Annotated in this window: 15 protein-coding genes and 1 pseudogene; 9 read left to right on the forward strand and 7 right to left on the reverse strand. The window is 67.8% G+C overall.

Annotated features, from left to right (window positions below; all coding sequences use genetic code 11):
- The first annotated feature begins 93 nt into the window (after positions 1-93).
- Positions 94-852 carry a hypothetical protein gene (locus BLQ97_RS12365; RefSeq protein WP_091366158.1) on the forward strand — a complete coding sequence of 253 codons (759 nt, stop codon included), beginning with the start codon at positions 94-96 and terminating at the stop codon, positions 850-852.
- 13 nt (positions 853-865) lie between these two features.
- On the opposite strand, the gene BLQ97_RS12370 is transcribed toward BLQ97_RS12365, so the two are convergent.
- The gene (locus BLQ97_RS12370) at positions 866-1,987 is read right to left on the reverse strand and encodes an SIR2 family NAD-dependent protein deacylase (protein WP_139173605.1); all 1,122 of its coding nucleotides are present in this window, start codon (positions 1,985-1,987) and stop codon (positions 866-868) included.
- A gap of 797 nt (positions 1,988-2,784) precedes the next feature.
- Here BLQ97_RS12370 and BLQ97_RS12375 point away from each other — a divergent pair.
- Together BLQ97_RS12375 and BLQ97_RS12380 are read left to right on the forward strand one after the other, a co-directional pair.
- A complete protein-coding gene (locus BLQ97_RS12375) occupies positions 2,785-5,202 on the forward strand; it encodes a PGN_0703 family putative restriction endonuclease (RefSeq protein ID WP_091366160.1) in 2,418 nt (805 codons plus the stop codon).
- 167 nt (positions 5,203-5,369) lie between these two features.
- Positions 5,370-6,437, forward strand: coding sequence for a hypothetical protein (locus BLQ97_RS12380; RefSeq protein WP_175471710.1), 1,068 nt, complete (start codon positions 5,370-5,372; stop codon positions 6,435-6,437).
- Here the strand turns inward: BLQ97_RS12380 and drmB are convergent.
- From drmB to BLQ97_RS24410, 4 genes are read right to left on the reverse strand one after another with little or no spacing between them, the layout of a single operon-like run.
- Entirely contained in the window at positions 6,379-8,190 is a 1,812-nt protein-coding gene (gene drmB, locus BLQ97_RS12385; protein WP_091366162.1) for a DUF1998 domain-containing protein, read from the reverse strand. The genes BLQ97_RS12380 and drmB overlap by 59 nt on opposite strands.
- Positions 8,177-11,332 (reverse strand): helicase-related protein, encoded by a 3,156-nt coding sequence (locus BLQ97_RS12390; protein ID WP_091366163.1) that lies wholly within the window; start codon positions 11,330-11,332, stop codon positions 8,177-8,179. Before BLQ97_RS12390 ends, drmB begins: the two co-directional genes overlap by 14 nt.
- On the reverse strand, positions 11,329-12,849 hold the full coding sequence (locus BLQ97_RS12395) for an NERD domain-containing protein (protein ID WP_091366164.1): 1,521 nt from the start codon (positions 12,847-12,849) through the stop codon (positions 11,329-11,331). Before BLQ97_RS12395 ends, BLQ97_RS12390 begins: the two co-directional genes overlap by 4 nt.
- Positions 12,846-14,147 carry a DEAD/DEAH box helicase gene (locus tag BLQ97_RS24410; RefSeq protein ID WP_425402615.1) on the reverse strand — a complete coding sequence of 434 codons (1,302 nt, stop codon included), beginning with the start codon at positions 14,145-14,147 and terminating at the stop codon, positions 12,846-12,848. Before BLQ97_RS24410 ends, BLQ97_RS12395 begins: the two co-directional genes overlap by 4 nt.
- 307 nt (positions 14,148-14,454) lie before the next feature.
- Between BLQ97_RS24410 and BLQ97_RS24415 the strand changes: the two genes are divergently transcribed.
- Positions 14,455-14,877 carry an effector-associated domain EAD1-containing protein gene (locus BLQ97_RS24415; RefSeq protein WP_425402616.1) on the forward strand — a complete coding sequence of 141 codons (423 nt, stop codon included), beginning with the start codon at positions 14,455-14,457 and terminating at the stop codon, positions 14,875-14,877.
- Positions 14,878-17,153: 2,276 nt separating this feature from the next.
- Here the strand turns inward: BLQ97_RS24415 and BLQ97_RS24420 are convergent.
- Positions 17,154-17,567: pseudogene (locus BLQ97_RS24420) on the reverse strand (sacsin N-terminal ATP-binding-like domain-containing protein); the annotation flags it as partial.
- 395 nt (positions 17,568-17,962) lie between these two features.
- Positions 17,963-19,102, reverse strand: coding sequence for a DNA cytosine methyltransferase (locus BLQ97_RS12405; protein WP_091366166.1), 1,140 nt, complete (start codon positions 19,100-19,102; stop codon positions 17,963-17,965).
- A 148-nt stretch (positions 19,103-19,250) separates the two neighbouring features.
- On the opposite strand from BLQ97_RS12405, the gene BLQ97_RS12410 reads away from it, so the two are divergent.
- From BLQ97_RS12410 to BLQ97_RS12430, 5 genes are read left to right on the forward strand one after another with little or no spacing between them, the layout of a single operon-like run.
- The gene (locus BLQ97_RS12410; protein WP_217637166.1) at positions 19,251-21,959 is read left to right on the forward strand and encodes a Z1 domain-containing protein; all 2,709 of its coding nucleotides are present in this window, start codon (positions 19,251-19,253) and stop codon (positions 21,957-21,959) included.
- On the forward strand, positions 21,956-22,948 hold the full coding sequence (locus BLQ97_RS12415; RefSeq protein ID WP_175471711.1) for a PD-(D/E)XK motif protein: 993 nt from the start codon (positions 21,956-21,958) through the stop codon (positions 22,946-22,948). Before BLQ97_RS12410 ends, BLQ97_RS12415 begins: the two co-directional genes overlap by 4 nt.
- Positions 22,945-24,846, forward strand: a complete 1,902-nt coding sequence (locus BLQ97_RS12420; protein WP_139173607.1) for a hypothetical protein — start codon at positions 22,945-22,947, stop codon at positions 24,844-24,846. The genes BLQ97_RS12415 and BLQ97_RS12420 overlap by 4 nt, the downstream gene beginning before the upstream one ends.
- Positions 24,843-25,736 carry a hypothetical protein gene (locus tag BLQ97_RS12425; RefSeq protein WP_091366169.1) on the forward strand — a complete coding sequence of 298 codons (894 nt, stop codon included), beginning with the start codon at positions 24,843-24,845 and terminating at the stop codon, positions 25,734-25,736. Before BLQ97_RS12420 ends, BLQ97_RS12425 begins: the two co-directional genes overlap by 4 nt.
- Positions 25,733-26,521 carry a DUF6339 family protein gene (locus BLQ97_RS12430; protein ID WP_091366170.1) on the forward strand — a complete coding sequence of 263 codons (789 nt, stop codon included), beginning with the start codon at positions 25,733-25,735 and terminating at the stop codon, positions 26,519-26,521. Before BLQ97_RS12425 ends, BLQ97_RS12430 begins: the two co-directional genes overlap by 4 nt.
- The last annotated feature ends 5 nt before the right edge of the window (positions 26,522-26,526 follow it).

Genomic DNA, 26,526 nt, shown 5'->3' on the forward strand with positions numbered 1-26,526 from the left:
TTCGGGTCGACATCGACGGCCGACTGGCTGACCCGTCCTTCCTGTCACAGGGCTGTGATCATCTTCGACCACCCAGCGCTCGGAGGAGGTCAGGTGGCCAGGTCGATCGGGGATTGGTTCGCGGACCACGCACACGAGTTGCCAGATGGCTCGCCGGACGACGAGGTCGTCGAACGGCAGGCTCCCTGGGACCTCCAGTCGTCAGGGCTCTCGACCACCCGGTCGGCTCGCCGTGACGGGGGTTTGAGTGCCGAGACCGCCTGGACGGCGAGGTCTCTGGCCGGCGGCGGCCGGAGCGCCGCCGCCGGAACGCCGGCGCAATACGGCGCGGCGGCATCGGCTCGAAGCGCCTCGAGTTCCGTCCCCAAGTCGGTGCGCAAGAAGATCCTGACCGCCGCCCGCATCAATCCCCGAGCTGACGTCAACAGCCTTGCGGCCTCGCTGACGAGGGCCGGCACTCCGGTCTCCTCATCCCAGGTCGCGGCCGTCCTGGGGCGGCCTCTCGCGGCAGCCGGCACCCGTGGGCGTGCGACGGACACGAGCCGGGTCGCCCGGAAGGTGGCGTCGGAGATCCGCCGTACCGCACACGCCAATCCGCAGATGGGTCACAAGCGGCTCGCCGCCCTCCTGCGGGCACGCGGGGTCGACGTCGACAAGGCCCAGGTCGCCGAGGTGCTGACTCGCCGCTGGCGGTTGTCCTCACGGAACGGACGTGCCGCCAAGGGCACGAAGCCGGCCATGGTGATCAAGGTCAACGCGGGCGCTCAGACGAGCCGAACGCTTCACGAGACCCCGCTGTGCCCGTCCTGCGGCATGCGGCTCAGCGTCCTCGCCATGTGCCGTTGTTCCTGACGCATCCGTCAGGTCAGGCCTGAGGCCGACGCCTGCGCGCACCCCAGCTCTCCAATTGTTCGAGCACCCGCTCCCACTCGGCGCCCCGCTCGGACGTCGGGAGGAACTCCCGGATCCGCTCAGCGGCACCGGCCAACTGCTCGGCGACGGCGCGTTCCTCGTCCGCCCCGGCGGCGAAGAGGTCCGCATAGCGCCGGTCGAGCAGATGATGCACCGAGTCCTGGGCAGCCAGGGCGGCGACGCGGTCGAGGAGGATCTCGAGCGACCGGCCGGCGTTCGCGATGCGTGCCGCGGCCTCGTCCCGCGACTCCCCCGCCGGTCCGAGCGGTCCCAGCGGGACGGTGGTGAACTCCGGCGCCCACAGCTTCGCGGTGAGCTCCTGCTCCTCAAGTGTCAGCAGCGTCCCCATCGTCCGGCTCCGGTCGTGGTCCTCGTTGAGAGTGGCGACCTCGTGCACCAGGCGGATGACGTTGTCGTCCGTCATGGAGGCACCGACGACGAGCAGGTGCCTGGTCAGCAGCGTCGCTTGCAGGACGCTGGCGAGCGGCCGCTGGGTGGCGTCGTAGCGGACGAAGGACCGCCGGTCGAGCACGATGCTCTCCGGTCGCCGCGCATCACCGTGGAGCTTGAGCAACCAGCCACGGCCCCGTCGCAGGTCGTCCTCGGGCTCCCGGTCAGGGAGGACGACCGGGATGACACGACCGGTGACGGCCTGGACGGCCCTCTCGTACAGGTCGTCGAAGTTGGTCGTGATGACCTGCTCCGTCCCCAGCGCCGCGAGCAGGACGTGAGCCAGCGCGTAGCGCTGTGGCGTGCCCAGGACAGCCGCGACGTGATGACCCAGTGTCTCCCCCGGCGCCCGGCTCCCACCGCTGGTGGCCACCGCGTGGGCGCTCCGGCGGAGCACCTCGGCTGCGTCCAGGGGGCTGAGCCGGGACAGCGCCTCAGCGCCTCCCGGGACGTCCAGCCGCGCGGCCAGTGCTTCGAGGAGTCCCCACCAGGTCGGCAGGCCGGCCGCGACGCCCGTGCCGGCTCCCATGAACACGGCCAGCTGCCCGGCCCTGGCTCGGCCGGCCAGAGTGGCAGCGGTCTCCTCGAGGAGCTCGTCGTCCAGCCGTCCCATGCCGAGCGCCACCCGACGGGCCTGGAGGGCGGCGTAGTCCGCCCGGCTGTTGGCGACCAGGACGACGTCGAGTGTCTCGGGCGCCCGGTCCAACTCCGCGAGGAGCTGGTCGATGACCGCGCCGCGCTGACGACCGAGGCCACCCCCACCGACACCGACCACCGGAAGGGCGACCCGCCGCGGCAAACCGGTGGCGGTGGGGCCCGTGTCCGCGACCGCCCGCAGGGCCTGGCGGACCCCCTCCGGCAGCCACTCGACGCCCTGACCGGCGAGCGCGCCGACGTGGAGCAACCAGCGCGCCGGCCCGCCGCCGTCCCGGCCCTCGGGGTCGAGCTGCACGTACCGGCGGGCGTCCGACAGGCGTGTGACCTGCTCCCGCTCCACCGGTCCCGATGAGCCGTCCCAGCCCAGAACGGGCCACCAGTGCTCCCTGACGCCTGCAGGACCGCGCTGGTCCGTCGAGACGACCACGTCGTCACAGTGCAGGGCGTCCAGGGTTCCGGGGACGACGAAGACATGGGCTGCCACGCCCGCATCCTGTCGCGCCGTCGTAAACCGCCGGCAACCCGCTCACCCATACGGCGCGCTGTTGGCGCACTGCCCCAGTCAGACCCCACCTGCCCGTCGCCACGTCCCACTCAGCCGGCATCCAGGACCTGGGCACCTCATGAGCTCCTGCGCCCCACCCGTCCCCTGTGCAGCCGCGGTCCCGGACAGCCCATCGGAGGACGACGGCGCCAGCCCGTCCCACCTACATCCCGGCGGTTCGTCGGGCCCCGACCGCACCGAGAGGAACCGACCCGTGACGCGTGGCGACACCCCAGCGCACCTCTTTCAACCGGGAGGTAGCGCCCGCCATCGCGGCGGCCACGGGCATACCGGAGTGCTCATCCGACGGCCGGTCCGACCGGTTTGCCTACTTCGCCGACGAGACCCGCTTCCTCGTCGTCGCTGGACCGCAGGAGGGCGATGCCGCCCAGCTGGCGCTGGCGTACGTCATGACCTGGGCCGGCGACCGCCGGCTCGTCCTGGCCCTCCCCCACGGCCACTGCACGGCCACTGCACAGCGCATCCCGTGGTTCACCGACGCACGCCGTCCCGAGCTGTGGCTGCACGACGGGGCCACCGTCCGGCCGGCACCCGTGCTCGACCGGACGGCAGCCGTCGCCGCCCTCGGCGCGCGCCTGGAGGACGGCGACGTCCGCACGGACTTCGCCGCCGCATCGACCGCCCTACACCTCGGCGCCCGTGCGGGTGCTGTCGGCCTGCTCGTCGACTGGGCGACCCGCGACCCCCGGCTGGACTCCGCGCACCGGCAGAACGAGCGCGCGTGGCACTGCTCGGGACAGCGGGTGCTGTCCGTCCGCGGCCGCCGGGGTGCAGTCCGGGTCCTGGCCGGCATCCACGGCAGCACCGACGACCGCGCACCCCTCGCGCTCGAACTGGAGCACGGAGCCCGGCTGACCGACGAGCAGCTCGCTGAGGTCAGGGCCGCGGTCGAGGCGGGGATCGCCCGGCGTCTCCAGCCGGACGAGGGGTCGCTGCACCGTCCCGACGAGCACTGGTTGCAGGCCGTCCTGCGACGCCGTCCCCACCTCGTCGGCATCGAGCAGCCGGCGCTCCGCGAGGTGCCGGCCTGGCGTCCGCGCGACACTCCTGCACGGTGGAGCCGCGGGTACGTCGACCTGCTGGGGCTCGACGGTCACGGTGACCTGCGCGTCGTCGAGACCAAGCTCGCCAGCAACGACGACGCCCTCCTCGTGCTCAAGGGCCTCGACTACCTCACCTGGGCCCACGCCTACCGCGACGTGCTCGCGGACCGGCTCGGGGCCTCACCGGCGGCCCGCCTAGTTCTCGACCTGGTCGTCGGTGCCGACGACGATGGCCAAGTCGCCCTGTCCCGGTACAGCGACGCCCTGCTGACCGCCCTCGCCGACGACGTCGCCTGGTCGGTGCAGGCCGTGACCGACTGGTTCGGCCCGGACGTCAGCCCGTCCGTGGTGTCCCCCGCCGAGCGCACCGTGCCCGCCGAGTGGACGGAGCCCGCCAGGACGAGTGACGACGCCTTCAGCACCGCCTGCCGCGCCACCGCCGTCCGCTGGAAGGAGCGGACCACCGCGCTGCCGGATGACGCTCGTCGCCCGGCGCCGTACTGGGGCGGCCCGTCGTCCGTTCCGCTGAACTTCTGCCTTCCGGTCGAGCACGCCGCGGCCAACCTGCTGCCCGACGTCCGCGAGGAGGCGCTGTCCCTCTTCGCCGAGCTGGGCATCCCGTGGCACCGGGGCCACGGCGGCGGGCCCGGCAACCACCTGCTGTCCTCGCAGGTGCAGTGCGTCAACGCGCTGGCTCGTATGCTCCGCGACCCCGCTCGACTGCAGAAGGCGTTCGGCAGGGTCCTCGACATCGGGGAGGTGCTGCCCATCGAGCCGGGACGTCACCTGACGTTCGAGTTCATCGGCTCGGCCGACGTCCTGGGCGAGGCGCGGGGCGGCAGCCGCACCCGCGGTGCGCAGAACACCAGTGTCGACGCGGCCTTTCTGTACCGGACGTCCGAGGGCGAGACCGAGCTGGCGCTCGTCGAGTGGAAGTACACCGAGGACTACCGGCGCGGGCGCCCGGCCGACCCGGTGAAGGACGCCGTGCGGCGGCAGCGCTACCACCACCTGTGGGCGGCGGACGACGGTCCGCTGCGCACCGACGTCGTCCCGTTCGAGGACATGCTGGCGGAGCCCTTCTACCAGCTGATGCGCCAGCAGCTCCTCGCGCACGGACTCGAGGCGCGCGGAGAGCTGGGCGCCTCGGCGGTACGGGTCGTGCACGTCCTGCCGCGGCCAACAGCGCATACCAGGCCAGCCTCACCCGGGACAGCCACCACCAGGCAGGCACGACCGTCGACGAGATCTGGACGCGGCTGCTGCGCCGGCCCGACCGATTCCAGCACCTGGATTCGGCCGTCTTCTGCGACCCGACGGTCACCTCGGACAAGTACGTCGCCCGCTACGGAGGAGGCATCGCGTGACGGGCCCGACCGCGGAGGTCGGGGCTTGTGCACCTCACCGCTGCACTCCCCGCGCTGGCCGCGGACGAGTTCTTCCTCCTGTACAGCGGGGACGTCCAGATTCGCGCATCGGCTTGCGGAACCTCGACGTCCGCTTGCGGCCTACTCGCCTCAGGCACCCGCGCCGCTCCGACAATCGTCACGGACAGCAGGTCGGAAATCGCCATGAGTGACACCGCGTACGTTCCCCCGCAGCAGGTCGTCCCCACCTCGAGTGAAGCGAGTGCGTCACCGGTGTCCGTTGACGTCACTGCCACGAGGGTCCTCAGCTACGCCCTGGCACACAACCAGGTGCCTGTGGTGTCCTGGGTCGCGGTCCGCAACCCCGGAGCTCCCGTGTCCGGGGCGACCATCCGCCTCTCGGTGCGCGATGCCGAGGGGACGATCGGCAGCCCCGTGCAGCTCCATGCGGACCTCGGCGAGTCGGCCATCACCGTGCTGACCGACGTGCCACTCCGCCTCGACCCCTCAGCGATGCTGCAGATCGAGGAGCAGCGGCCGGGGACCATCGAGGTGGAGGTGGTGCACGGGGACCACCCCCTCGGACGGCAGGCGCTTCCCGTCCATCTGCTGGCCGCCCAGCAGTGGCTGGCCACCCCGCCGTCGCTGGCCCTGGAGATGCTCGCGGCGCACGTGCTGCCCAATCACCCGTCGATCACAGCGCTGGTCGACGAGGCCGCGGACCTGCTCCAGGAGCGCACTGGCAGCCCCTCCGTCCAGGGCTACCAATCGGGTCCCGAGCGGGTCGACCAGATCGTGGCGGCACTGACCGAGGCCATGTACCGGCGGGGCATCCGCTGCAGCGAGCCGCCGGCGAGCTGGGCCGACACCGGGCAGAAGGTGCGTACGCCCGGCGATGTCCTCGACGGGCGAATCGGCACGTGTCTGGACACGGTCGTCGTCCTCGCCGCGGCACTCGAGCAGGCCGGCATCCGGCCGATGCTCTGGATCGTCGAGGGCCACGCGTTCCTGGGCTACTGGCGGGAGGAGCGACCGGTCGACAGCGCGGCCACCACCGACGTCGCGCCGCTGGTGGACCTCGTCGACCTCGGCCTCGTCCGCCTGATCGAGACCACGCTGTTGACCGAGCGCGGCGACGGCGTGACCCTTCCGGACCTCCACCGCCCGGCCTACGCCTCGTGGCTGACCGGGGACCTGGACCGTGTCCTGGGGGTCGTCGACGTCCACCAGGCCCGACAGGACCACATCCTGCCCCTGCCCGCCCGGACCAGGGACGCCGACGGCACGGTCCAGGTCGTGGAGTACCGGCCGGCCGTACACGGCGCACCGGCCCGGCCCGTGCCGGCGGAGCCGACCTGCACGGACGTCGTCCTGCCCCGCCCTCTCAGTGGCCTCCTCCGACTCCTCGGACCTCCGGAAGCACGGTCTCGAGGAGGCCCGTGACGTTGGTGCCGCCGAGAACCAACTGACGATCCAGCATGCGGTTGCCCGTCTCGCATGATGTCTCGCTGATCAGAGCGCAGCCGTGGCATGCCGATAGGTTGAGACGCGAGGACGCTTGGCTATCACTTTCGATACAGACAGGATCATTCGAGCAGACGTCCGCGTCGTCCAATGCCGCGACCAGCAGCGGTAGAAGCCTGGCCGGCTCCCCGAGCCGGACTAGCCCTCCGAGCGTCCCCTGAGCGTCGCCCGCGGCGGTGTAGATGAAAATGCCCGCGGTTCGGTCAGGGCGATCCGTGCTGGCGTAGATCCGTTCCTGCAAGGAGGCGGAGGAGTACCCACTCGCGAAGGCGAGTCGTCGAATGAGCAGATGCGCGATGGTGTGGAGAGCGATGAATCGCGGCTCAGGCACGTCAAGGCGATGAGCCCAGGCTTCGCGAGCCCGCCGATCGACAAGGATGTTCGCGCGCTTGCGGACGTCAGGATTGTCCTCCCACTCGGCGAGCTTGCCTTCGTCGAACCTCAGGAAGATCCCCTCGCCGAAGAGTTCGATGGCTGGATAGACGGGCCGGCGACGCCGGTCGGGACCAAGGTCCGCCGAGATGAGATCCGCGCCCGGATTGTGACGCCGGAAACCCAACAGCGCGCGAACCTCTCGCACGCGACGCACCTGACCTACGCCGGACAGCCGCCGGGTCAGTTCCTGGGGCCCGAGACGGTCGTCCGAGACGGTCCAACCGTCGACGACGAAGTCCTCACCGCTTCGGTCCCTTCCGTGCTGCAGTTTCTTCAGGAAGGCCGCCCACTCCCCGTCCTTCAGCTCGAGGAGCGGGAACTCGTCAGATCCATCGTTCGCGGCGACGCTCAGAACGGTTTCCGGGGACACCCCTAGTTCGCTGGCGATCCACCCGGCAACCATCTCCGCCTGCGGACCGCCATTGTCTGCGACTACCTTCTCGAAATAGACGTGCCCACGGATGAGGTCCCCCTGCTTCTCCGAGATCGGACGCTCCTCCGGGATGTCGAGCGCGGACAGGCGTTCGGCGATGTAGTTGCCCGTCGCGCCTCGCTGCACGGCTACAAGCTGGTGTTCGCACGGCTCCGTCACCGATCCGGTGTCTTCCCAGGGCTGGCGACCGTCACACCGGATGCCGTCGCGGCGGAGCGACTCCTTCTCGACGAGCTCGGAGAGCGGCCGCGAGCGCTTGCAGCCGTTGCACGTCACACGAAGCGAGGCGAGTCCCTCGCCTCGCTTCGAGGACCGTTCGAACTTGAGTTCCTTGTAGGCGCGACAGAAGCGCACCGCCTCGGTCACGCCTTCGTCATGGCCACGGTGCGCCCACTTGAACCAAGGGATGTCCTGCACATGGCTGCCGTTCTGACAGACCGCCACGTACCGCATCGCGACGAGTATCCCGCCGCACTCACAAGTATTTGTCCAACGCCCCTTCTTCTTCCCCGTGAGCATCGAGAGCTTAGAGCAGCGCTCACAGAATCGCCAAGCGGGAAATCGCCAATAGGGCAACCCGGCCGTCTCCTTGGCGGCGCGCCCGGCATGCGTGGGCGCTTGTCGCAATTCGCCCGGACCGACACGAGCGAGCAACCGCTCGCAACTGATCCGTGGCGCATATTTCTTGTCCCACCACGACGTGTCGGGAGCGATGAGCGATTCTCCCCGGACATCGACGATGGCGCCCACCCCGAACGGAGAGATCGTCTCGGACAGACGCAGGTCGTGCTTAATCTTCTCCACGGTCCACCTCCTGAAGCGGCTCCTGGACCTCCACGGCCACGTTCGGCTCCACTGATCGCATCGAGTCGCCCACGACCCATCCCTCACCGGACTGCCCGAAACGCTTCAAGAGCGCGTTGTCGCCTTGCGCCCGTCGCTCATACTTGAGAGTGCCGTTCTCCTTCCGGGCCAGTGCCGCTCGACGGTCCCAGTCACGCAGGCGACTCCAGACGTCGCCCTCCGCCTCTTCCTTCTCCGCTGCGTCGGATCGAACGACGGATTCCACGAAGGAGGTCACCAGCTGATCCATGGCGCGGCTCATGCGGCTGTCGTCGAGATCCATGAGGACAGCCGAGGAGTCAGACGCGAGATCCCGGAACGAATGCCGCACCAGTGCCACCAACGCGCCGGCGAGTGACCGCTCGCGGGACGCCAGCGACCACGGCGTCACGCTGGTGGGCTCGACACTCCGATACAGCGCTTCGTGGTAGCCACGGAACGTTTCGAAGTGGGATCGATCGCGTGCACGGTTGGAACGAAAGAGCGTGACGACGATGCCGTTGTTGTCACCGCGTCCGACCCGGCTGGTGGCCTGAATGTATTCGGCAGTCGTCTTCGGCTGGCCGACCATGAGCATGAGTGCCAGGCGCGGTATGTCGATACCGACCGAGAGCATGTTCGAGGAGAGAACCACGTCGATCGCCTGGTCGGAATCGTCCGCACTGACCCGAAGCTCGCGTAGGTCGTTCGGAAGTTCCTCAGGGCCGCGGCGACTCGTCAGCTCCAGCACTCGGCCCGCTCGCACCCGACGCAGGGGAAGTCCGAGGCGCTCTGAGCGGGTTTCGAGCCGACCATTGACGTCGTCGAGGATCAGAGCGCTGGTGCGACCGAGCTCGCGGAGGCTGTTGTGATACATCACGAGCGTCCAGTAGGAGTCGAGCGAGGCCCTTGACTCCTTCCTGAACACTTCGGGCAGCTCAACAAGAGGTGCGGCCGCAGCGACCAGAGCCGACGCCTGCGACACCGACTGCGGCATGAGTCCGATGTACAACCGGCCCTCACCGCTCTCCACGGGCTGCGAGAAGAACGTCTTGTCCCCGTCGAGCCCCGAAGGCGGGTAAAGAGCGACTTTCCGCCCATAGAGTCCCTTGACCTGATCCTCGGACGACCGGATCGTCGCCGTCGAGGCAACGATCTTCGGGCTGCACCCGCCCCTGCTGAGCAGGATCTGGATGACCGCGTCGAAGACAGCGACGGTCGTGCCGAGGGGGCCGGACAAGAGATGGAGCTCGTCCTGGATGATCATGGACGGCTGGCGGAACACGGTGTCGATACCCAGCAGGGCCCCCGCCTCGGGCTTGAACTGCAGTCTCGCGAACTTGTCCACCGTCGCCAGGAGGATCGTCGGCGGCGCGTCGAACAAGACCTCGTCCACGACTGCCAGCGGCAGTTCCCGGTTGAAGGGACAGCGCTCGTCCGTGCAGTGGATGACGACGTCCTTGCCCACGAGACGAAAGCCGTAGCGTCCGGGATCCGTCTCCTTCCGTCTGGGCACGAGCGGGGCCAGACACCATGGGCACCCCTCGACCTGGAAGCCGTTGGCCTCCTCCGGCCGGGCTGCTTTGTGCAGACGTTCGAGCGCCCACTTGGCGTCGGCGGCCGTCCCCGGCGTGACGTCGTTCCCCACCCAGAGCCCGATGCTGAACGGCGTCATGCCCTTGGCGCGACGGTCCGTGGTCCTGAGCAGCTCCATCGCGCAAATGAGCGAGGCGGCGCGCTGGAATTGCTGAGCCGTCAGGAGACGCAGGGTGTAACGCGTGATGATTGCGGTGCCGCCGCCGGCCGCACCGTGCGCGAGTCGACGGTGGAAGACCTCGATGGCGGCCAGGCCCAGATATGCCTCTGTCTTCCCTCCGCCGGTCGGGAACCAGATGAGGTCGACGAGCTCGCGATCGGCGTGCCGTTCGTCGACGGTCGATGCAAGGGCGACGAGGAGGAACCCGAGCTGGAAGGGACGCCAGCGAGGTTCCTTCGCCGGCTCACCGCGGTTGGTGGCTGCTCGGCTCATCTGGAGTCGCATGGCTGCCATCGCCAGCGCGAACGCCTGCCGAAGCTGCCCGTTGTCGGGGTTCCGCAGGAGGTCGACGCTCTCTTCCATCCGCCGCACCGCGGCCCGCGAACGCGCGATGATGGTCTGCGCTATTTCTGCCTGCTCGCCGAATGTTTCCACTCGGGCTTCCTCGGCCGCCACCCAAGTCGAGAACGCGCGCACGAATGACCCGAGACTGGACAGCACGTCATCGGGCGCCGTGTCCATACGTGACAATTCATCCAGCCTCAGGGCGTGCGCTTCCTCTACGTCCGGAGCGAAGCCGGTGGTCTCCACGCTCGGGACAATGAACGCAGGAACCGGCGTGAGGAAGACTTGGGCACACCGCTCCGAGTCGAGGTTCCAGTCGGCCGCCATGCCGTGCCCGACCGCGTAGACCTTCCGGTCCCGGTACCGCAGCCGCAGTTCCGACGACTCGTCGTCGAGGTCGAACGCCCGAGCCCTGTCGTACTCGAGGATGTGTCCGCCGGCCCCTGGCTTCACATCGAGCTCGAATTGGAACAGGGCGAGACCGACATCCAACTTGTCGCTGTTCGTCGAGGTCGCAAGGACGCGTGCATGGACGGTTACCAGGTATCCACCACGGAACGGTCGCCAGCGCGCCCCGATCTCGAACGGGACGTCGTCGGCCCTGAGCTGCTGTGGCGGCTGTCCCTTCACCAACTCCAGTGCGGTGAACGCGAACGGGCGGCGCTGCCATCTCGGCGGACCGTCTTCGGGCACTCGGGCATACGTGCCGCCCCGCACGTCGCAGAGCGCCACGGTGGAATCGGTGACGAAGGAGATTGCGACGGATGACGGACGCCAGTCCTCGGCCAGCGGCACGCGGGCACCGTCCTCCTCGACTTCGCCCTCGCTGACAGGCGCGCTGACCTGTGGGGCCGCAGTCGATCTGTTCGACTCGGCTGCCGCCGAGCCCTGAGGGAACAGCATCCCGACGACGTATTGCAGGTCGGGCCTGTTGTAAAGGACTTCGTCGTCCCCCTCCGAGGGGCCGACGTAGGCCGCGCGCACATGGTCGAGCGCCGATTGCTGCGCCGTAGTGAGGCTCATTCGAGCGTCGCCCCCTGCCGAATGAGCGTCTGCATGCGTCTCCTGTCCGCGTCGGAAGTCATGATGTGAAGGGACACGCGTGCGCGAGTGACCGCCACGTAGAGGGCCGCGATTCCCTCGCGATCGAACCTCTCAGGCAGGTCGCACACGACCACGTGCTCCGCTTCGAGCCCCTTGGCGTACCGCGGGCTCGTGACCGTGATCCCGTCCACGGTCGACGTCGGAGCCGACTGCGACTTCGTGCTGATGATCCAGATGTCCGACTTGCGTGCGCCTTCGGCCGCCAAGCCCAGTGCGACCTCCGAGGCTTCTTCCACTCCCGCTGCCTCGCCGGACCGGTACCACCGGACCTTCTCGCCGTGCACGATGCCGGGGTCGCCGACGTCCGCCCCCAGGTACTCCTGGACGACATGGACGATGGCCTTCGTGTTCCGGACGTTCCGGTCGAGGTCGAACGACGGCGCCTCGTCGGCCACGAGCTCATACACGTCGCGGTCGAATTGGCCGTCGACGTGAGCCTGATTGTTCGGGTCCAGGAACATGCGCCATCGCCCGTGGGCCCGGCCCCCCGAGATGACTCTGTCGAGCCGGTCCATGCCCTCGGCCGTCATGAGGTCCTGTGCTTCGTCGACGAGCACGACGTCGTAGGTCTTGTCGCCACCCAAGGCGCTGAAGGGCAGGATGTCGATCGCCCTGTCGGAGATGCGCGCCTCGAAGAAGGCCACGAGCGCCGGCGACCCGAAGGTGATCAGGACCGACCGTGCCGCACTCGCCTCTTGTTTCGCCGCCTCCACCAGCAGGAGGGACTTGCCGGTCCCGGCGCCCCCGAGCACCATCATGCGTCGGTTCCGCGCGAGCGACGCCAGGACGCGTGCCTGGTCCTCGGTGGCTCGGTTTTGCGCCTCGAGCACCGCACCGCGGTGCGCGTCCATGACGGGCATGCGGGTGAACTCACCGAAGAGGCGCGTCCGCAGATCGTCGCTCCGGGCGAGTCTCTGACGGGCGGGGGGTTGGCGGCTCCCCGCGACGAGGGCATCAAGAGCGCTCACCAATCCGGCGGCCGTCATCGCCTCCTTGGCGAGCCAGTGCGTCGGCTTCCACTCGACCGAGTGCGGCGGAGCGTCGATGTCAGGCGTGATGACGATGGCCTCGTGGGGGAACCACCCCACCCCTTCCTCCTGAAGGATGTCCCTCAGCGCATACATCGCGGAGCGGGCCTGCTCCATGGGCGAGCCGCCGAGTCGGTGCCAGTCGCCGCGGCGATCGACCGAATACCACACGCCGTCGTGCTTTCGGACGCCGCCGCCCTTCACCTCGACGACTACGACGACCCCCTTCCAGAGGACGACGAAGTCGGCCTCTGCCTGCTGCTTGTAGGCGTGGGATCGCAGTTTGAGCGAGTGGAAGGCGACTGCGTCAGCCGGTCCGTCGACGGTTTGCAGCAGACGCGCAACGAAGCGCTCCGCGTCGCTGTCCGCCGTCTTGACGATGTCGACCAGGTCGGGGACAAGGATCATCCTTCTTGCTCCTGCCACAAGTCCTCGTAGGCGCGGAAGCCGAGAAGTTCGTTGATGTCCCCGAAGTTGTCGGCCATGTCCACGATGAGGCACTCATCCTTGCCGCCGTTCGCAGGCCCGCGCAGCCCTCGGCCGGCCATCTGTATGTAGGCGCTCGGGCTGAACGTCGGGCGAGCGATGTACAACGCGCGGACACCGGGCGCATCGAACCCTTGGATCAGGAGATCGCAGTTCGTCAGGACGCGCAGTTTGCCCGCCTTGAACCTGTCGATGATGTCTCGCCGCTCCTGCCGACCCGTCTGACCGCTGACGGATGCGGCCTCGACGTCTCGGTATCGCAGGGTCGCCGCGAGGACCTGCGCGGAGAGGACGTTGGGCGTGAAAACGAGGACCGGCCAGGTCGGATCGAGCTTCATGATGTGGTCCACCAGGATCGTCATGCGCCTGTGATCCTGACCGATTCGGTCGAGGACGTTCGGAGCGAGTCGCCGCTTCTGTGTGGCCTCCTCGCGTTCGGAGCGAGTGAGCTTCACCTCCACGCCGTCCAGCACGTCGTGCTGCACACTCGCGAGCACGCCCAGCGCGACGAGTTCCTTGTACGGGTTCTTGTCCTCGTCGAACGCCTGCAATTTTCGGTTGCCGAACCGGCTCGCGAGGGCTCGCGTGCCCTCGCCTGAGTGACCACCCTTGAACGGTGTTGCGGAGAGTCCGACCAGCGGCCGCGCCCACCCGTGCCCGGCGATCCCGAGCCACGTGAGGAGGCGCGTGTATCGCTCGGAGCCACCAGCACGGTGCCCTTCGTCCACGATCACCGCCGACGGTTCCCTCAGCCACTCGTACTCGGGGGATTCGCGGATTACGTCGAGCTTGGCGTCGGTTGCCACGATGACGCTGAACTCCGTGTCGGGCTCGTGGACGACGTTGTTCTCCCACAGCCGTCCCACCGTCAGTGGGCGCTCGTCGCCGAGTCCCCGCCAAACAGTGCTCCATGTCTGGACGGCCTGTTCGCAGAGTTCCTGTGACTGGGCGATCCACAGAACCGGGCCACGCAGCTTGCCCTCGATGAACAGACGGAGGACCGTCTCGGAGGCCACTCGCGTCTTGCCGGCGCCCGTCGGCAGCTCGACCATCGCCTTGAGTGCTCGGCCGTCCTGGCGCGCGGTCACGACCTCACGAAGCTTCCCGCTGATGTCCTGCTGGAAAGGGTGAAGGCTACTGAGCCTGACAGCCCCTGGGACCACGAACTCGTCGTCCTGATGCTCGAGGCGGCGGCCGGCGTACTCCGTCCCGAAGCCCATCTTCCGGAGCCATGAGATGGCGGCCGCCCCGCCGGCCCACGCGGTCGGGACGTCCGTGAAGCCCTCCCGTCTGAACAGCTCGGCGAGCAGCTTGATCGAGTCCGAGCCGTAGACCGTCAGATACAAGTCGGCGACCGACGTCGAAGCGTCGACGAGTCCCTGAGCTTCCAGAGCCGGCCAGAGCCCGCGCGGAAGTTCGTCCCGAAGGTCGTCATCACCGAAGTAGATTTCGAGCCGTTCCACATCGGTCGCGGCGGCGACGGCCTGCTGCCGCAGCTGCTCGAGTCTGTGGTCCAGTCCCGCCTTGATGACATTGCTCAGGTCAGCATTGTTGAACCGCAGGTCGAAGGCCTCGTCCACGATCTTCAGCAGCCGCTCCTCGCTCACAGCGCTGTGGACGACGAGATTCAAGCCGTCCAGGTGCCACTCGAGCGACTGGTCCTCGACACCGTCCTCCGTCGTGACGCGTTTGGTCACCCTCGCTGCGCGCGTCACGGAGGCGTTTGCCAGGTTGCTGGCCACGAACGTGGATCTGAGGCCGGGGAACAGGTCCAGCACAGGTTCACTGACCTGCTGCCCCTCGATGAGCATCGAGAAGGCGAAGCTGTCTTCGAACCGCTGGCAGCCGACGGCCTCGGCGAACTTCTCCGCCAATTCCTGCGACATACGCAGGTATGGGCGCTGTCGAGACGCGAGGAAAGCGCTCTGCTCGTCGCTGATAGCCAGGTAGACGGCCTTGGTCGGCCTTGCCTCGAGCGCGCGACCGACCCGTGCCGGGATCTGCGGTGGCTGCGCGCCTGGGTAGGCGATGCGGCTCGCCCGGAGGACGAAGTCGGTCAGGACGTCGTCCCGGATCGCCGGGGGTAGAATCTCGGACTGCAGTGCCGTCCGGAGCAGCGACGGAGGTATGTCTTCAAGTTCGTCAGGGAGTCCCAGTGCCTTGGCGACCTCGCCTGGCCCCTCGAACAGCGGCAACAGGTCGCGGTACAAGAGGAGCGACGGTGCGACGACCTCTTGCGGCGCACGGTATCCCCGCGACGACCTGACCAGGCCCGCTTGTTCCACAGCCCACCGAACGGGCGAAGGCACGGCTCGACTCACTCCTGAGTCGACGTCTTCGGCGTCCCACGGCGCATCGCCGAAGGACAGGAGCGCGCGCGTCCACGTCTCACGCGTCTGATCGGACGCGCCGGCATCGCGCAGGATGAGCAGCAACGAGAAAGGGCCCGGTCCCTGCCCGGGAAAGAGGTCGATCCGCTCGATCGGCCGTTCGCCGGATCCGAGGCGCGAGTTCAGTGTTTCCAGCACCCACTTCCGGTAGTCCTCGTTGAGAGGCTCGTCCTCCAGGTCGTAGGTCTTTACGGGCTGCCGGACCACGCCCAGGGCATACGCAACCTGCGGCAGGCATCTCTGGCGGTCCAAGACCATCGACGCGTAGGCGCCGGTCAACGGTTCATCGAGGTCGACTACCTGCTGCGGCCAGGCCCATCCCCCGTCGCGGGTCGGCACCTTGACCGCGGACTCCGTATGGCGCTTGATCGCCTGGACCGCGTCCCCGGGCGACACTTCCAGGACGGCGTCCCAAAACCTCGAGAGGTCCTCGTCTCCGGCGTCCGTCGTCAGCCTGGCGACACGCGCACCAAGAACAGCGATGGGGTCGAGGTTCCGGAAGCCTGCCTCCCGAAGGAGTTTCTCGATCCCGGGCTGAGCCAGGAACGAGGGTCGGACGAAGACGGCACCCTCGATCTCGATGTCCTCCTCGCGCTCGAGGAACACGACGCTCTTGTCGCTCAGTGCGTGAAGGCCGTCAGTAGCAGGGATAACTCTTGCCTGCTCGATATCCGGGAGGCTCCGGTATCCCATGACGAACCTGAGCGCATTCGCCGCGGAGATGTCGTCGTCACCATCGGCCCATTCGCGCAGCCACGAAAGGACGCCTCGCCTCGGCATCACTTCGAGGGCACGCCTCATGTCCCGACTGTCTTCTTCTACAAACTCAGCGCTGATGCCGACGGCGAACAGCTGGCGGAGTCGGCTCACCCGCTGCAAGGAGGTGTAGCAGCGCCAGTGAGGGACATCGTTGGCGGTGTTCGGAGAGTCCATCCACGCCGCGTGAATGGTCTCGTCCACGGTTATCGAGAAGTCGAGAGGGCGTAGATCTTCCGCGTGCTTGAGGTCACCGACGGCATCCGGGATGAGCGCCACCTCGCGCGACAAGAGCGGAACGTGGGCGCAAAGCAGCCCATCGCCGAAGGATCGCTCCTCGCGACCACGCGCCGGCAGGTAGTCCAGGTGCGCGGCCCGATCCTCGCTAGTGCTGAGACGAGGCAGTACGCCCACGAACATCTCCGCGAGCGTCTTGACGATCTCACGGTTGTAGTCGTTGCGGAGCAACGTCGTCCGGTCGTCGTTGACGCTCCACGGAGCGTTGAACAGGGCCGATGCTGACGTCTCGTCCTGCAATGGGAAGTACGACCAGAACCGGCCTACACGCTGCTGCGCATGACGCACAGGCACCGCGACGGTGACCTTGACCTTGTCGCGAGAGACGGCCTCACCGACCTCGTGGCGCGCTTTCGCCGACGGCTCATGCATACGCTCGGCGACGATCCATTCGTCACCGCTGCCATCGGGACGTTCGATCTTGAAGATCCCACCGCCAAGTTCGCGGGACACGTGACTTGTTTCGAACCCGTCCTCCCCAAGCACGCGCAACTTGACTTCGCGGACGGAACCGACGAAGAGCAAGAACTCCGATGCGAAGGAAGCGATCTCATCTCGCAGCCGCCTGGTGTTCCTTGCGCTCGGCAGCTTGACGATGGTGGCAGCCCACTCGGCGAGCTCGGCGAGAATCGGATCGGCACCGAACTCGTCTTCGGGTTCGATGAGGGTCGCTGTACGCAGGATCGGGTATCGCTTCGCACGCGCGCCAAGGGCCGCCAGTTCCGATCGTGACTGCGCAGAGTTGAACTCGAACGACACCGAGCGACTGAATACCTGCGGCGAATCGGACACTGCGAGAACCGACTTGAAACCGAGACCGAAGCGACCGATCTCGTCGCCTCGCTTGCCGCTGAGGTGCGCATGCATGATCGCCGTAAGGCCGCTTTTCGAGAACGGGCGCCCCGCGTTGGCGCAGTAGAGCGTCCCCCTGCGCTCGTCGAGCACGATCTCGACGCGGCCTCGATGCTTCGATACTTCTCCGCCGCGCGTCCCTGACATCGCGTCAGCCGCGTTTTGGACGAGCTCGAGGAGCGTCCGGTTTGCATACCCGCCTACCCGGATGGATTCCTCGTGGTTCGCGTGCTCAGTGATCAGATTGGGGTTCGCTCGGTACGAGGCGATAGCACTGTCGAACAGCGCGTGCACTTCCTTGGCAAGGCCAGCGTCAGAGTTCCATGCTGAACTCGTCGTCACCATGCTTAATGACTCCTAGGTTCTGTCGTCGATCGACGCTCACCGGCGCTAGAGCGCACGCGAGGCGTGGCCCGCGGCCTATGGGTACAGCGCCGAGGGCGCATGCGTGCTGATGACCTGCTCGCCGCGGCGTTTCAGTTGCTGCCGTCCAGGGTGGGACCCGCCTCGGTCACGCGTGACTGCACCGGAAGCCTTGACCTGACCGGACCCCACACGGCCCGCTGATGCATCTCGTCTTCTCGAGAGTTGTGGCCCAGCACATAGCGGACCGTAGGCGAACGCCATCGCAGAGCAACAGAGCTTCCGGACCTGCGTGCCTCGAAAGTGACCACAGTGAACGATGGGCCGAAGGACGGCGCAGACCCCTCAAGCGGGTCACCACCGGGCGAGCGGTGCAGCTAGTCCAAGCCCGCGGCGTCACCGACGGCGTCGAGCCGTCCAGCCACTACACGGGCCACGGCTTCGGCCAGGGGCGGCGGGACAGCGTTACCGATCTGACGGGCGATGGCGGCCTTGCTGCCGCACCACACGTGCCGCTCGTCGAAGCCCTGGACGACGGCGGCCTCTGCGTGGGTTAGTGCGCGGTTGATCTGCACCCCGCCGTTCTCCCATTGAGGGTGGAGAAAGCGGCCCTTCTCGGGACGAAAGAACTCGGTCCGCATGGTCACGGCAGGCTTGTCCCACTCAAGACGCCCCAACACATCGCCGGCACCCTTCGTGTGCCTACGCCAGCAGGGGTACTGCAGCTCATCAGGCAGATGAAAGCGCGACTGCCCCGGTGCGATGTGCGCGTATCGGATCTCCGACGTGAGGTCGTAATGCCGTGTCAAATGCAGATCGTGAAGCTTGAACGCTCCTTCGACCGACTTCCCTTGGAAATCGACGGTGCTCTCCGGCAGCCACACCTTACGAACTTCGGGCTCCAGCAGCACGGGACCTTCGAGGAACGCCTCGCGCAGGCTTCGCCAGCGGGATAGCTCACCAACCGGGGCCTTCGCATGGGTCTGAACCGGGTCGGCAACGGGCCCGATACGTGACCCGACCACGATGGTCCGGATCCGCTTCTGAGGCGTGCCGAAGTCGGCCGCGTTCAACCGGAAGACCTGTGTCCGGAAGTCGGCGAGCTCGCCCCCGTCGCCGGCGGCTACACGGAGAAGGACGAACTCGGGAGTCCGCGCGAACCGGTCCACGTTCTCGAAGACGAACATGCGCGCATCGGACTCACGCACGATTCGAACGAACTGGCGCCAGAGCTGGTTGCGGAGGTCGTTCGGGTCCCGTTGGCCAAGAGCCGAGAAGCCCTGGCACGGCGGCCCGCCAATGACTACATCGACCTCCGGGACGTCGGTGAAGCCCGCGATGTCCCCGGCAAAGGTGTGATCACCGCTGGGATCGAAATTGGCCGCGTAGGTCGCAGCGGCAGCGCGGTCGATCTCAACCGCGCCAACAGAGTCGAAGCCGCCCTGATCCAAGAAACCCCGGGTCATCCCGCCGCAACCGGCGAACAGGTCGAGCAATGTGAACCTGTTCCCCCGCACGGCCCCACGCTAGCCGGCAGCACTGACAGTGAGGGCCACCGACCCGCCGTCATCGAAGTTGCCGCCCATGGGTCGCTCGGCTGGGCCGGGACGCTCACTTGCCTGCGGAGCGCGCCACATGGGCACCCTTCGGAACACCAGCCCCGTCGTGCCCGCCAAGCGGCGCTCGCCCACGCAGGGCACCGACTCATCTGCTTACCCTCTTCAGAGCATCGCCAACGAAGGAGACTCGGTGACAGCCGGCTCGGGGGAACAGGTCGACCACCTCTACAAGGTCTTCCAGCAGTTCACGCAGTCCATGACGCCGCACGATGCGGTCAAGAATCTGCAGATGTTCGGCGCGGATGAATCGATCATCCGCGCCGTCCGCGAGCGGCATGACGCCGAAAGCCTGCGCATCCGGAATCTCGACGAGCCGTCCTCCGTCTTCTTGGACGGCAGGCAGACCTGGTACACGGGCCCCGACATGGACAACGACCGGAACTGGCCGGCACTCATCGCGTCGTTGCGTCACAAGGGGTTCGGCGACGAGAACATCGAGGCAATCGACAAGTCCTCGACGAAGGTCGTCGCGCTGCTCGAGCATCCGAAGCAGGCTGCCTTCCGGACGCGTGGGCTCGTCGTCGGCTTCGTCCAGTCGGGCAAGACCACGAACTTCACAGCCGTCATGGCCAAGGCGGCCGACCGCGGCTACAAGCTCTTCATCGTCCTGTCCGGCATCCACAACACCCTTCGCCGCCAGACACAGATCCGACTTGTCAAGGATCTTGTCGAGTCGAACCCCGGGCAGTGGCACCAGGTCACGAGCGAGACCCATGACTTCCGGCCACCGCCGAACCCGAAGGCGTTCTTCGCCTCGACGGACCAGTGCCTGCTCCTGGTGGTCAAGAAGAACGCAGCCGTGCTGCGAAAGCTCCGGACGTGGCTGAGCAAGGCCGGTGAGTACCTCGAGAACTGCCCCACGCTGATCATCGACGACGAGGCCGATCAGTCGACGGTTGCCACGGCGAAGATCAACCCGTTGCTCTTCGACGTCCTGAGCAAGTTTCCCAAGGTCGGCTACGTGGGCTACACGGCGACGCCCTTCGCCAACCTCCTGATCGATCCCTCCGTCGAGGAGGACTTCTATCCCAGGGACTTCATCGTCAACCTCCCTCAGCCGGTCGGCTACCACGGCACCGAGGTGCTGTTCGGGCGGGAGCTGCTCGACGGAGAGGACCCGGCCGACCTGCCGGGCGGCCACGACATGGTCCGCATCGTCCACGACGACGAGGTGGACGACCTGAAGCCCCGCAACAAGAAGGAAGCCGCGACCTTCCAGCCGGCCGTCACGCGCTCGCTGCAGGCAGCGGTTGAATGGTTCTGGTTGGCGACTGCCGCTCGACGTGCGCGGGGCCGAGGGAACCCGCACTCGACGATGCTGGTTCACACGACCACCGAGACCGTGGTGCACGAGGCGTTCAAGGAGCCCTTGCTACACCTGCGCTCATCGATCGCGGAACGACTGGACAAGAACGACGCGCGAACCCTCGACCGTCTGCGGGCGACGTGGGAGCGCGAGACCCGCCTCGTCCCGGCCGCGGATTTCGCCGAGGACAAGGTCGCCTTCGACGTCCTGCTTCAGCACCTACCGAAGGTCGTCCGCGAGACGAAAATCATCGTCGACAACTACCGAAGCACCGACCGGCTCAACTACGAAGCCGGGCCGGTCACCGCGATCGCGATCGGCGGCAACACGCTGTCGCGAGGCCTGACCCTGGAAGGCCTGGTGTCCAGCCTCTTCGTCCGGGCTGTGTCCGCCTACGACACGCTGCTCCAGATGGGGCGGTGGTTCGGCTACCGCGACGGGTACGGCGACCTACCGCGCATCTGGATGACCGAGGAGCTGGCCGAGTGGTTCAGCCATCTCGCGACTGTCGAGGCCGACATGCGCCGCGACATCGACCGCTACATGCACAACCCGGCGGAGACCCCGATGACGTTCGCGGTCCGCATCCGATCGCACCCGAAGATGGCCATCACCAACAAGGCCAAGATGAAGTCCGCCATCCTCTCCCATGCCGCCTACGGCGGGACGCTCGTCGAGTCACGCTTCTTCGACGTCACGCCCGAAGGAAAAGCACGGCTGGCCGAGAACGCCGCTGCCGCCCGCTCGCTGCTCCACGACGCCCGTCGGCACGGGGTCCGAGCTGAGCCACCGCGCCCGGAGACCGCGCTCTTCACCCAGGTGCCCCACGACGACATCGCCGCATTCCTGCGCAGCTACGAGTTCAACGAGCGATCGTCCGACGCTCACCGCGGGCGCCTTTTGGACTACATCAGCAGGCGCGCGCGTAAGGGCGCGCTCAAGCAATGGAGTGTCGCCGTGGTCGGCAACTCCCTGGCCGGCGCCACGACCGATCGATGCAGCCTCGGCGCCGACATCGAGGTGCGGATGGTCAAGCGTGCCCGACTCGGCCACGAGTCGGAGCTGGACCCGGAGTCGGAGTCGGTCTTCGACGGCGTTGCGGACATCAAGACCCTCAGCAGCCGGCGGGACGAAACGATCGACCTGGATGTCACCGGTAAGGAGCTCGGTAGCCGGGAACGGATCCTGGCGTTGCGCGACGATCAACGACCGGATCAGGGTCTGCTGCTGATCTACCCGATCGAACCCGAATCCAAGACCGGGAAGGGCGGCCGCCTGCCACTCGACGCTCCGACCGACGACGTCGTGATTGGTGTTGCTCTCGTCTTCCCCAAGCCGCGCCCGGGTACCTCGGACTCGGACGTCGAGTACTGGAGCGCCGACCTGTCCGGTGTGGTGGTCGAGGAGGAGGACCTGTCTGTCCTGGACCAGGACGACGAGGCCGCGTGACGCTCGACGGCGCACAGCTCGACCTGATCTGGGCCGCTGCGGCCGGTCGTCCAGTCGTTTCCGCCTTCCGCACGGCTCCCATCGGGGTCGATACACCCCAGGGCGCGGTGCAGGCGGGAGTCGACGCCGAGGGACACCGTCACCTTCTGGTGCCCTTGGCATCCAGGCACAGCCTCCAGGAGATCCTCGACGGCGACGCCGTCATCCTCCGCCGGAGGGCACTCGAGGACGAGCACCGCTATCAGCAGTACGCCTCGCTCGAACTCATCGACGAACGTCAGACCGATCTGTTCACGGCACTCTGCGTCGAGGTGGCGGAACGGGTCGCCGCGACGCCTGAGCGAGCCGTTGCCGCACTGCGCGATGCGCTCAAGGACTGGCGCGCGCTCTTGGCGGGCAATCGTCAGGTCCTCACCCCTTCGGCCCTGGCCGGCCTCTTCGGGGAGCTGCACCTGCTCCGGTCGATGCTCCTTCAGGACACCGGTGCCGCCGAGTTCTGGACGGGGCCGAACGGGTCCGCACAGGACTTCCACCACGGCGGCCGCGCTGTCGAAGTGAAGACGACGACGGCACCGGAGGGTCGGTCCATCCGCATCCACGGCACCGACCAGCTCGACGTCGAGGCGCCTGGGCGGCTGCTCCTGCACTGGCTGCGAGTCCGCTCCGACCAGGGCGCGTCGGTGCCCGAGCTCGTCCACGACATCGCGCGGAGGACCGACGACACCGCCGGCTTTCGGAAGCGGCTGCAGGAGGTCGGCTACCACGAGGCGGACCGCGACATCTACGCGCGGAAGCGCTTCGACGTCATCGAGGTCCGCACGTACGACGTCGGCCCGGGGTTTCCTCGGATCACACCCGCCGGGCTGACCGGGGACGCCGCACTCGGCGGGGTCGGGCCGGTCGAGTACAGCATCGATCTGAACGCCCCGGCGGCCGACGCTCGTCGCGTCGATCTCGACCCGGCCTTGTTCCTGCTGGAGCGCACATGATCACGCCACGCTGGTGGTCGCAGCCATTTCCTCCGACGGGTGCAATCGCCTCGGAGGGGATCCGCAACCAGCTCGGGCGGCCACCGGTGGACCCGCTGACGGTGTTCGTGCGCGAGACCGCGCAGAACTCCTGGGACGCCCGGCTCCCCGGCGTCGAGACGGTCTACCGACTCGAACTGACCACCGTGGCTCCGACTCACCGGCCGACCTGGGAGCGGCTTCTCACCCCGCCGGCTGCCGTCCAGGAGCACCTGGGCGTCGGCCGGGCCGTGCGGACACCGAACCTGCGGCTGTTGTCCGTCGTGGACCGAGGGACGAAGGGTCTGGGCGGTCCCACACGAGCGGACCAACTGGCCGACGGCCGCCGCGACTGGATCTCCTTCGTGCTCAACGTCGGAGAGAAGCGCGACACCGCATTGGGCGGCGGCACCTACGGATACGGCAAGGCCGTCCTCTATCGCCTGTCCCGCGTCGGGACGATCCTGGTCTACACGCGCACGGCGGACGAGACGGGCGCCTTGCACTCCCGTCTGATCGGGATCGCCCTCGGCAGCTCGTTCGACAATCGCGGCCGGGTCGACGCGGATAGCAGGCCCTTCACCGGTCGCCACTGGTGGGGCGATGTCCACGACGATCATGTGGAGCCGCTCGTCGGCGATGACGCGGACGAGGTCGCGCGAGCGCTCGGATTGAGCCCGTTCGAGCGGGGCGAGTCGGGCACCACGCTGGTCGTGATCGACCCGGAGCTGGACGAGCTGGGCGACACAGCGGATGCAGCGAAGCACCTGGCCGAGACCATCGCCTGGCAACTGTGGCCCGTCATGCTTCCCGAACGAGGAACCGAACGGCTCGTACCCGAAGTCCTGGCCAACGGTCGCAGCTTCCCCGTACCTGAACCGGCCCGCCTACATCCGCTCAGTATGTTCGTCAACGCATATCGCAAACTTCCGACCGACGTGGCCAAAACCCTCGAGTGCGGCAATCCTCGGCAGCGGCTCGGACGGTTCGCATTGGAACGCACCGTCGTCGTACCCATGTCGCCGAGTGCGGTCTCCATGGCGGCCAGCTTCGCCGGGGTCGACGGAGATCCGCACCACGTATGTCTGATGCGTTCGCCGGAACTCGTGGTCCGCTACCTCGAAGGACCGACCACCAGCTCTGTGCACAGCGTGTACGCGGGCGTCTTCCGTGCCGACGACGAACTGGACGGCGTCTACGCGGCGGCCGAGCCACCCACTCACGACAACTGGGTATCCGAGCAGCTGACGGGGCACGAACGCACGTTCATCAGAACCACCTTCATGCGGCTGCGGGAGCAGCTGGCCGTCTTCCGCGCCCCGGTGCAGAACGCGGTATCCACCTCGTCGCGGACGGCCCTCGGCGCCGTCAGCAACTACCTGGGTGGGCTCGTCGCTGCCGCGTTCGCGTCCCCCGACGACCAGTCGTCTCCGCATTTCGCGGGCCGCCTCGACGACGGGTGGACCGGTACGACGAGCAGCCGACTTGACCAGGCAGGCGCCCAGGGCTCAAGGGCCGGCGCCCGACCTGGGGCAGCGACTCGTACGCGTGTCACCACGCTGATCGAGCCGCACATCGAGGCAGTGGACGGGGCCGTTGTCCTGGTCGCGCGGTATGGAGTTAACACGCCTGGCCCTGTTGAACTGAGCGCTCAGCTGTCCATTGTCGCCTGGGAGGGTCGCGAGACCGATCCGCCCGCAGGGGCGGCCCAACCGCGAGTGCTCGAGTGGCGGACCGCCCACGGCCCGATCACCGAGGACTCGTGCACAGTGAACGGTCCCACAGAGGTCGAACTCGTGGTGATGCCGGTACCGGACACCGCCACCGATATGAGGGTCGTCGCCGCGCCGCTGGCTGAAAGCGCCGAGGGCGCCGCGTGACTCGCGTTTTCCCCTTCCTGCGGCCGCCGATCGACGTCGTCTCGATCGGCCCCTGGTCCCGGCTCTCCCCTGACGGCACCGAGCCCCTCCCGGACAACCTTCTCGACTGGGACTACAGCACAACGCTGTCCCTGCACCGGCCGGTCATCGTCGATGGCCTACGGCTGCGGGAGCTGACCGGTCTCACCGAGGACGCTGCGGTCGATCTGAGCGTGCAGTGGTTCGCGACCAACTCACTGCTGCGCGGTCGGGCGTGGCGATCTCCGCTGCCTGCCGACGATGCATTCGAGGTCACGATCGAGTTCGAACTGCCAGGCGGCGACCTCGGCGGCGCACTCGACCTCGTCACGAATGTGACGCTTCGGTCACCGTCTCCCGGGTCCTCTGCGGCGGCCCCGACGCGTCCCGGCAGCGTGCTGTGGTCCGATCGACATCGGGTCGTCCTCGAGGGGGACAACGCGCTCTTCCCGATCGCGACTGCGGACTTCCATGACCTGCCCTACCCGACGGGTGCCGGCTGGTACCTGCACATCGACGAAGACCTGGACGGCGCGGCACTCGGTTCGATCCTCCTGCTCGTGAACGAGCGCCACGACGTCGTCATGCGTGCAGTCCGATCAGCCTCCTCGCCCAGTGAGGCCGACCAGCGCGTCTTGTCCACTTTGCGGGCGGACGTCCTTCGCGTGCTGGTGGAACGCGCGCTCACTGATGAGGACCTGCAGGAAGGCGCCGACCACCCCGCCGGCTCGCTTGGAGCGCTGCTGATCAACGTCGTCCGGAATGCCTTTCCAGGATTCTCCATGGAGGCTCTCCGCCGTGAGCGACAGAACGCACCGGCACTGTTCAGCAGTCGCCTCCAGGAGACGTCCCAACTGCTGGTGGCGTCGTGAGCGTCCTCTACCCGCGACTGCTCGGAGACGCCGCCCGGGAGCTGCATCGCCAGTACCAGCACGCTCCGATCGCCGAGCTCCAGGAACGGCACTCTCTGCGCCACCCGTCCGCGGTGTTCGCCGCCACCGGTGGGCGGCGCGTCACTGCGGAGGAACTCCAACGCCTGCGGGACGACATCCTGGTCGTCGCTGCGCGAGCCGGCTTCCCGGACGAGAGCCGACGCCAGGACCGCATGACCTTCGACGTCGAAGTGGCGCAGCTGTTGCACCAGCGGTGCGGGTTGGTCGCGGCCGAGGCGTCCGTTAGGCCGATGTGGGCCTTCCTCGCCCTCGTGCTGTTGCCCGATGTCTCCTACTGGCGGTACCCCCGCCCTCCGGGGGACCGGGTCCTGGGCACGGACATCACCCGACACGTGTGGGGCAGGCTCTGGTGGCGAGCGCACCTGCTGGCCCTGCCACAGGTCCACGAGCGGTACCGCCTTCTCGAGACCTTTGGCGAGGCAGCCTTCGACCAGATGTACGCCCGCAGGAAGTCGATCGGTGGCAGCCGCGCCCTCGTCCGTGCCATTGCGGACGTCTGGCCGGCGGTGGACCGAGGTCGAATCTCCGAGCGAGCCATGTTGATCGACGTGCTCAAGCGGCTGTCCCGCTGGGGAGCAGTAGTCGACTTCGAGTCGCTCGACGACGACGAGCTGAGGCGCCAGGTCCTCGAGGCGGTGACTGAGTCCGCGGTGCTGCTGGGCGCCCAGGCACAGGACGCAGGACCAAGGCATCGGCGCGCCTGAGCCTC

Origin of the sequence: Geodermatophilus telluris, assembly GCF_900102745.1 — a bacterium.
GTDB lineage: Bacteria > Actinomycetota > Actinomycetes > Mycobacteriales > Geodermatophilaceae > Geodermatophilus > Geodermatophilus telluris.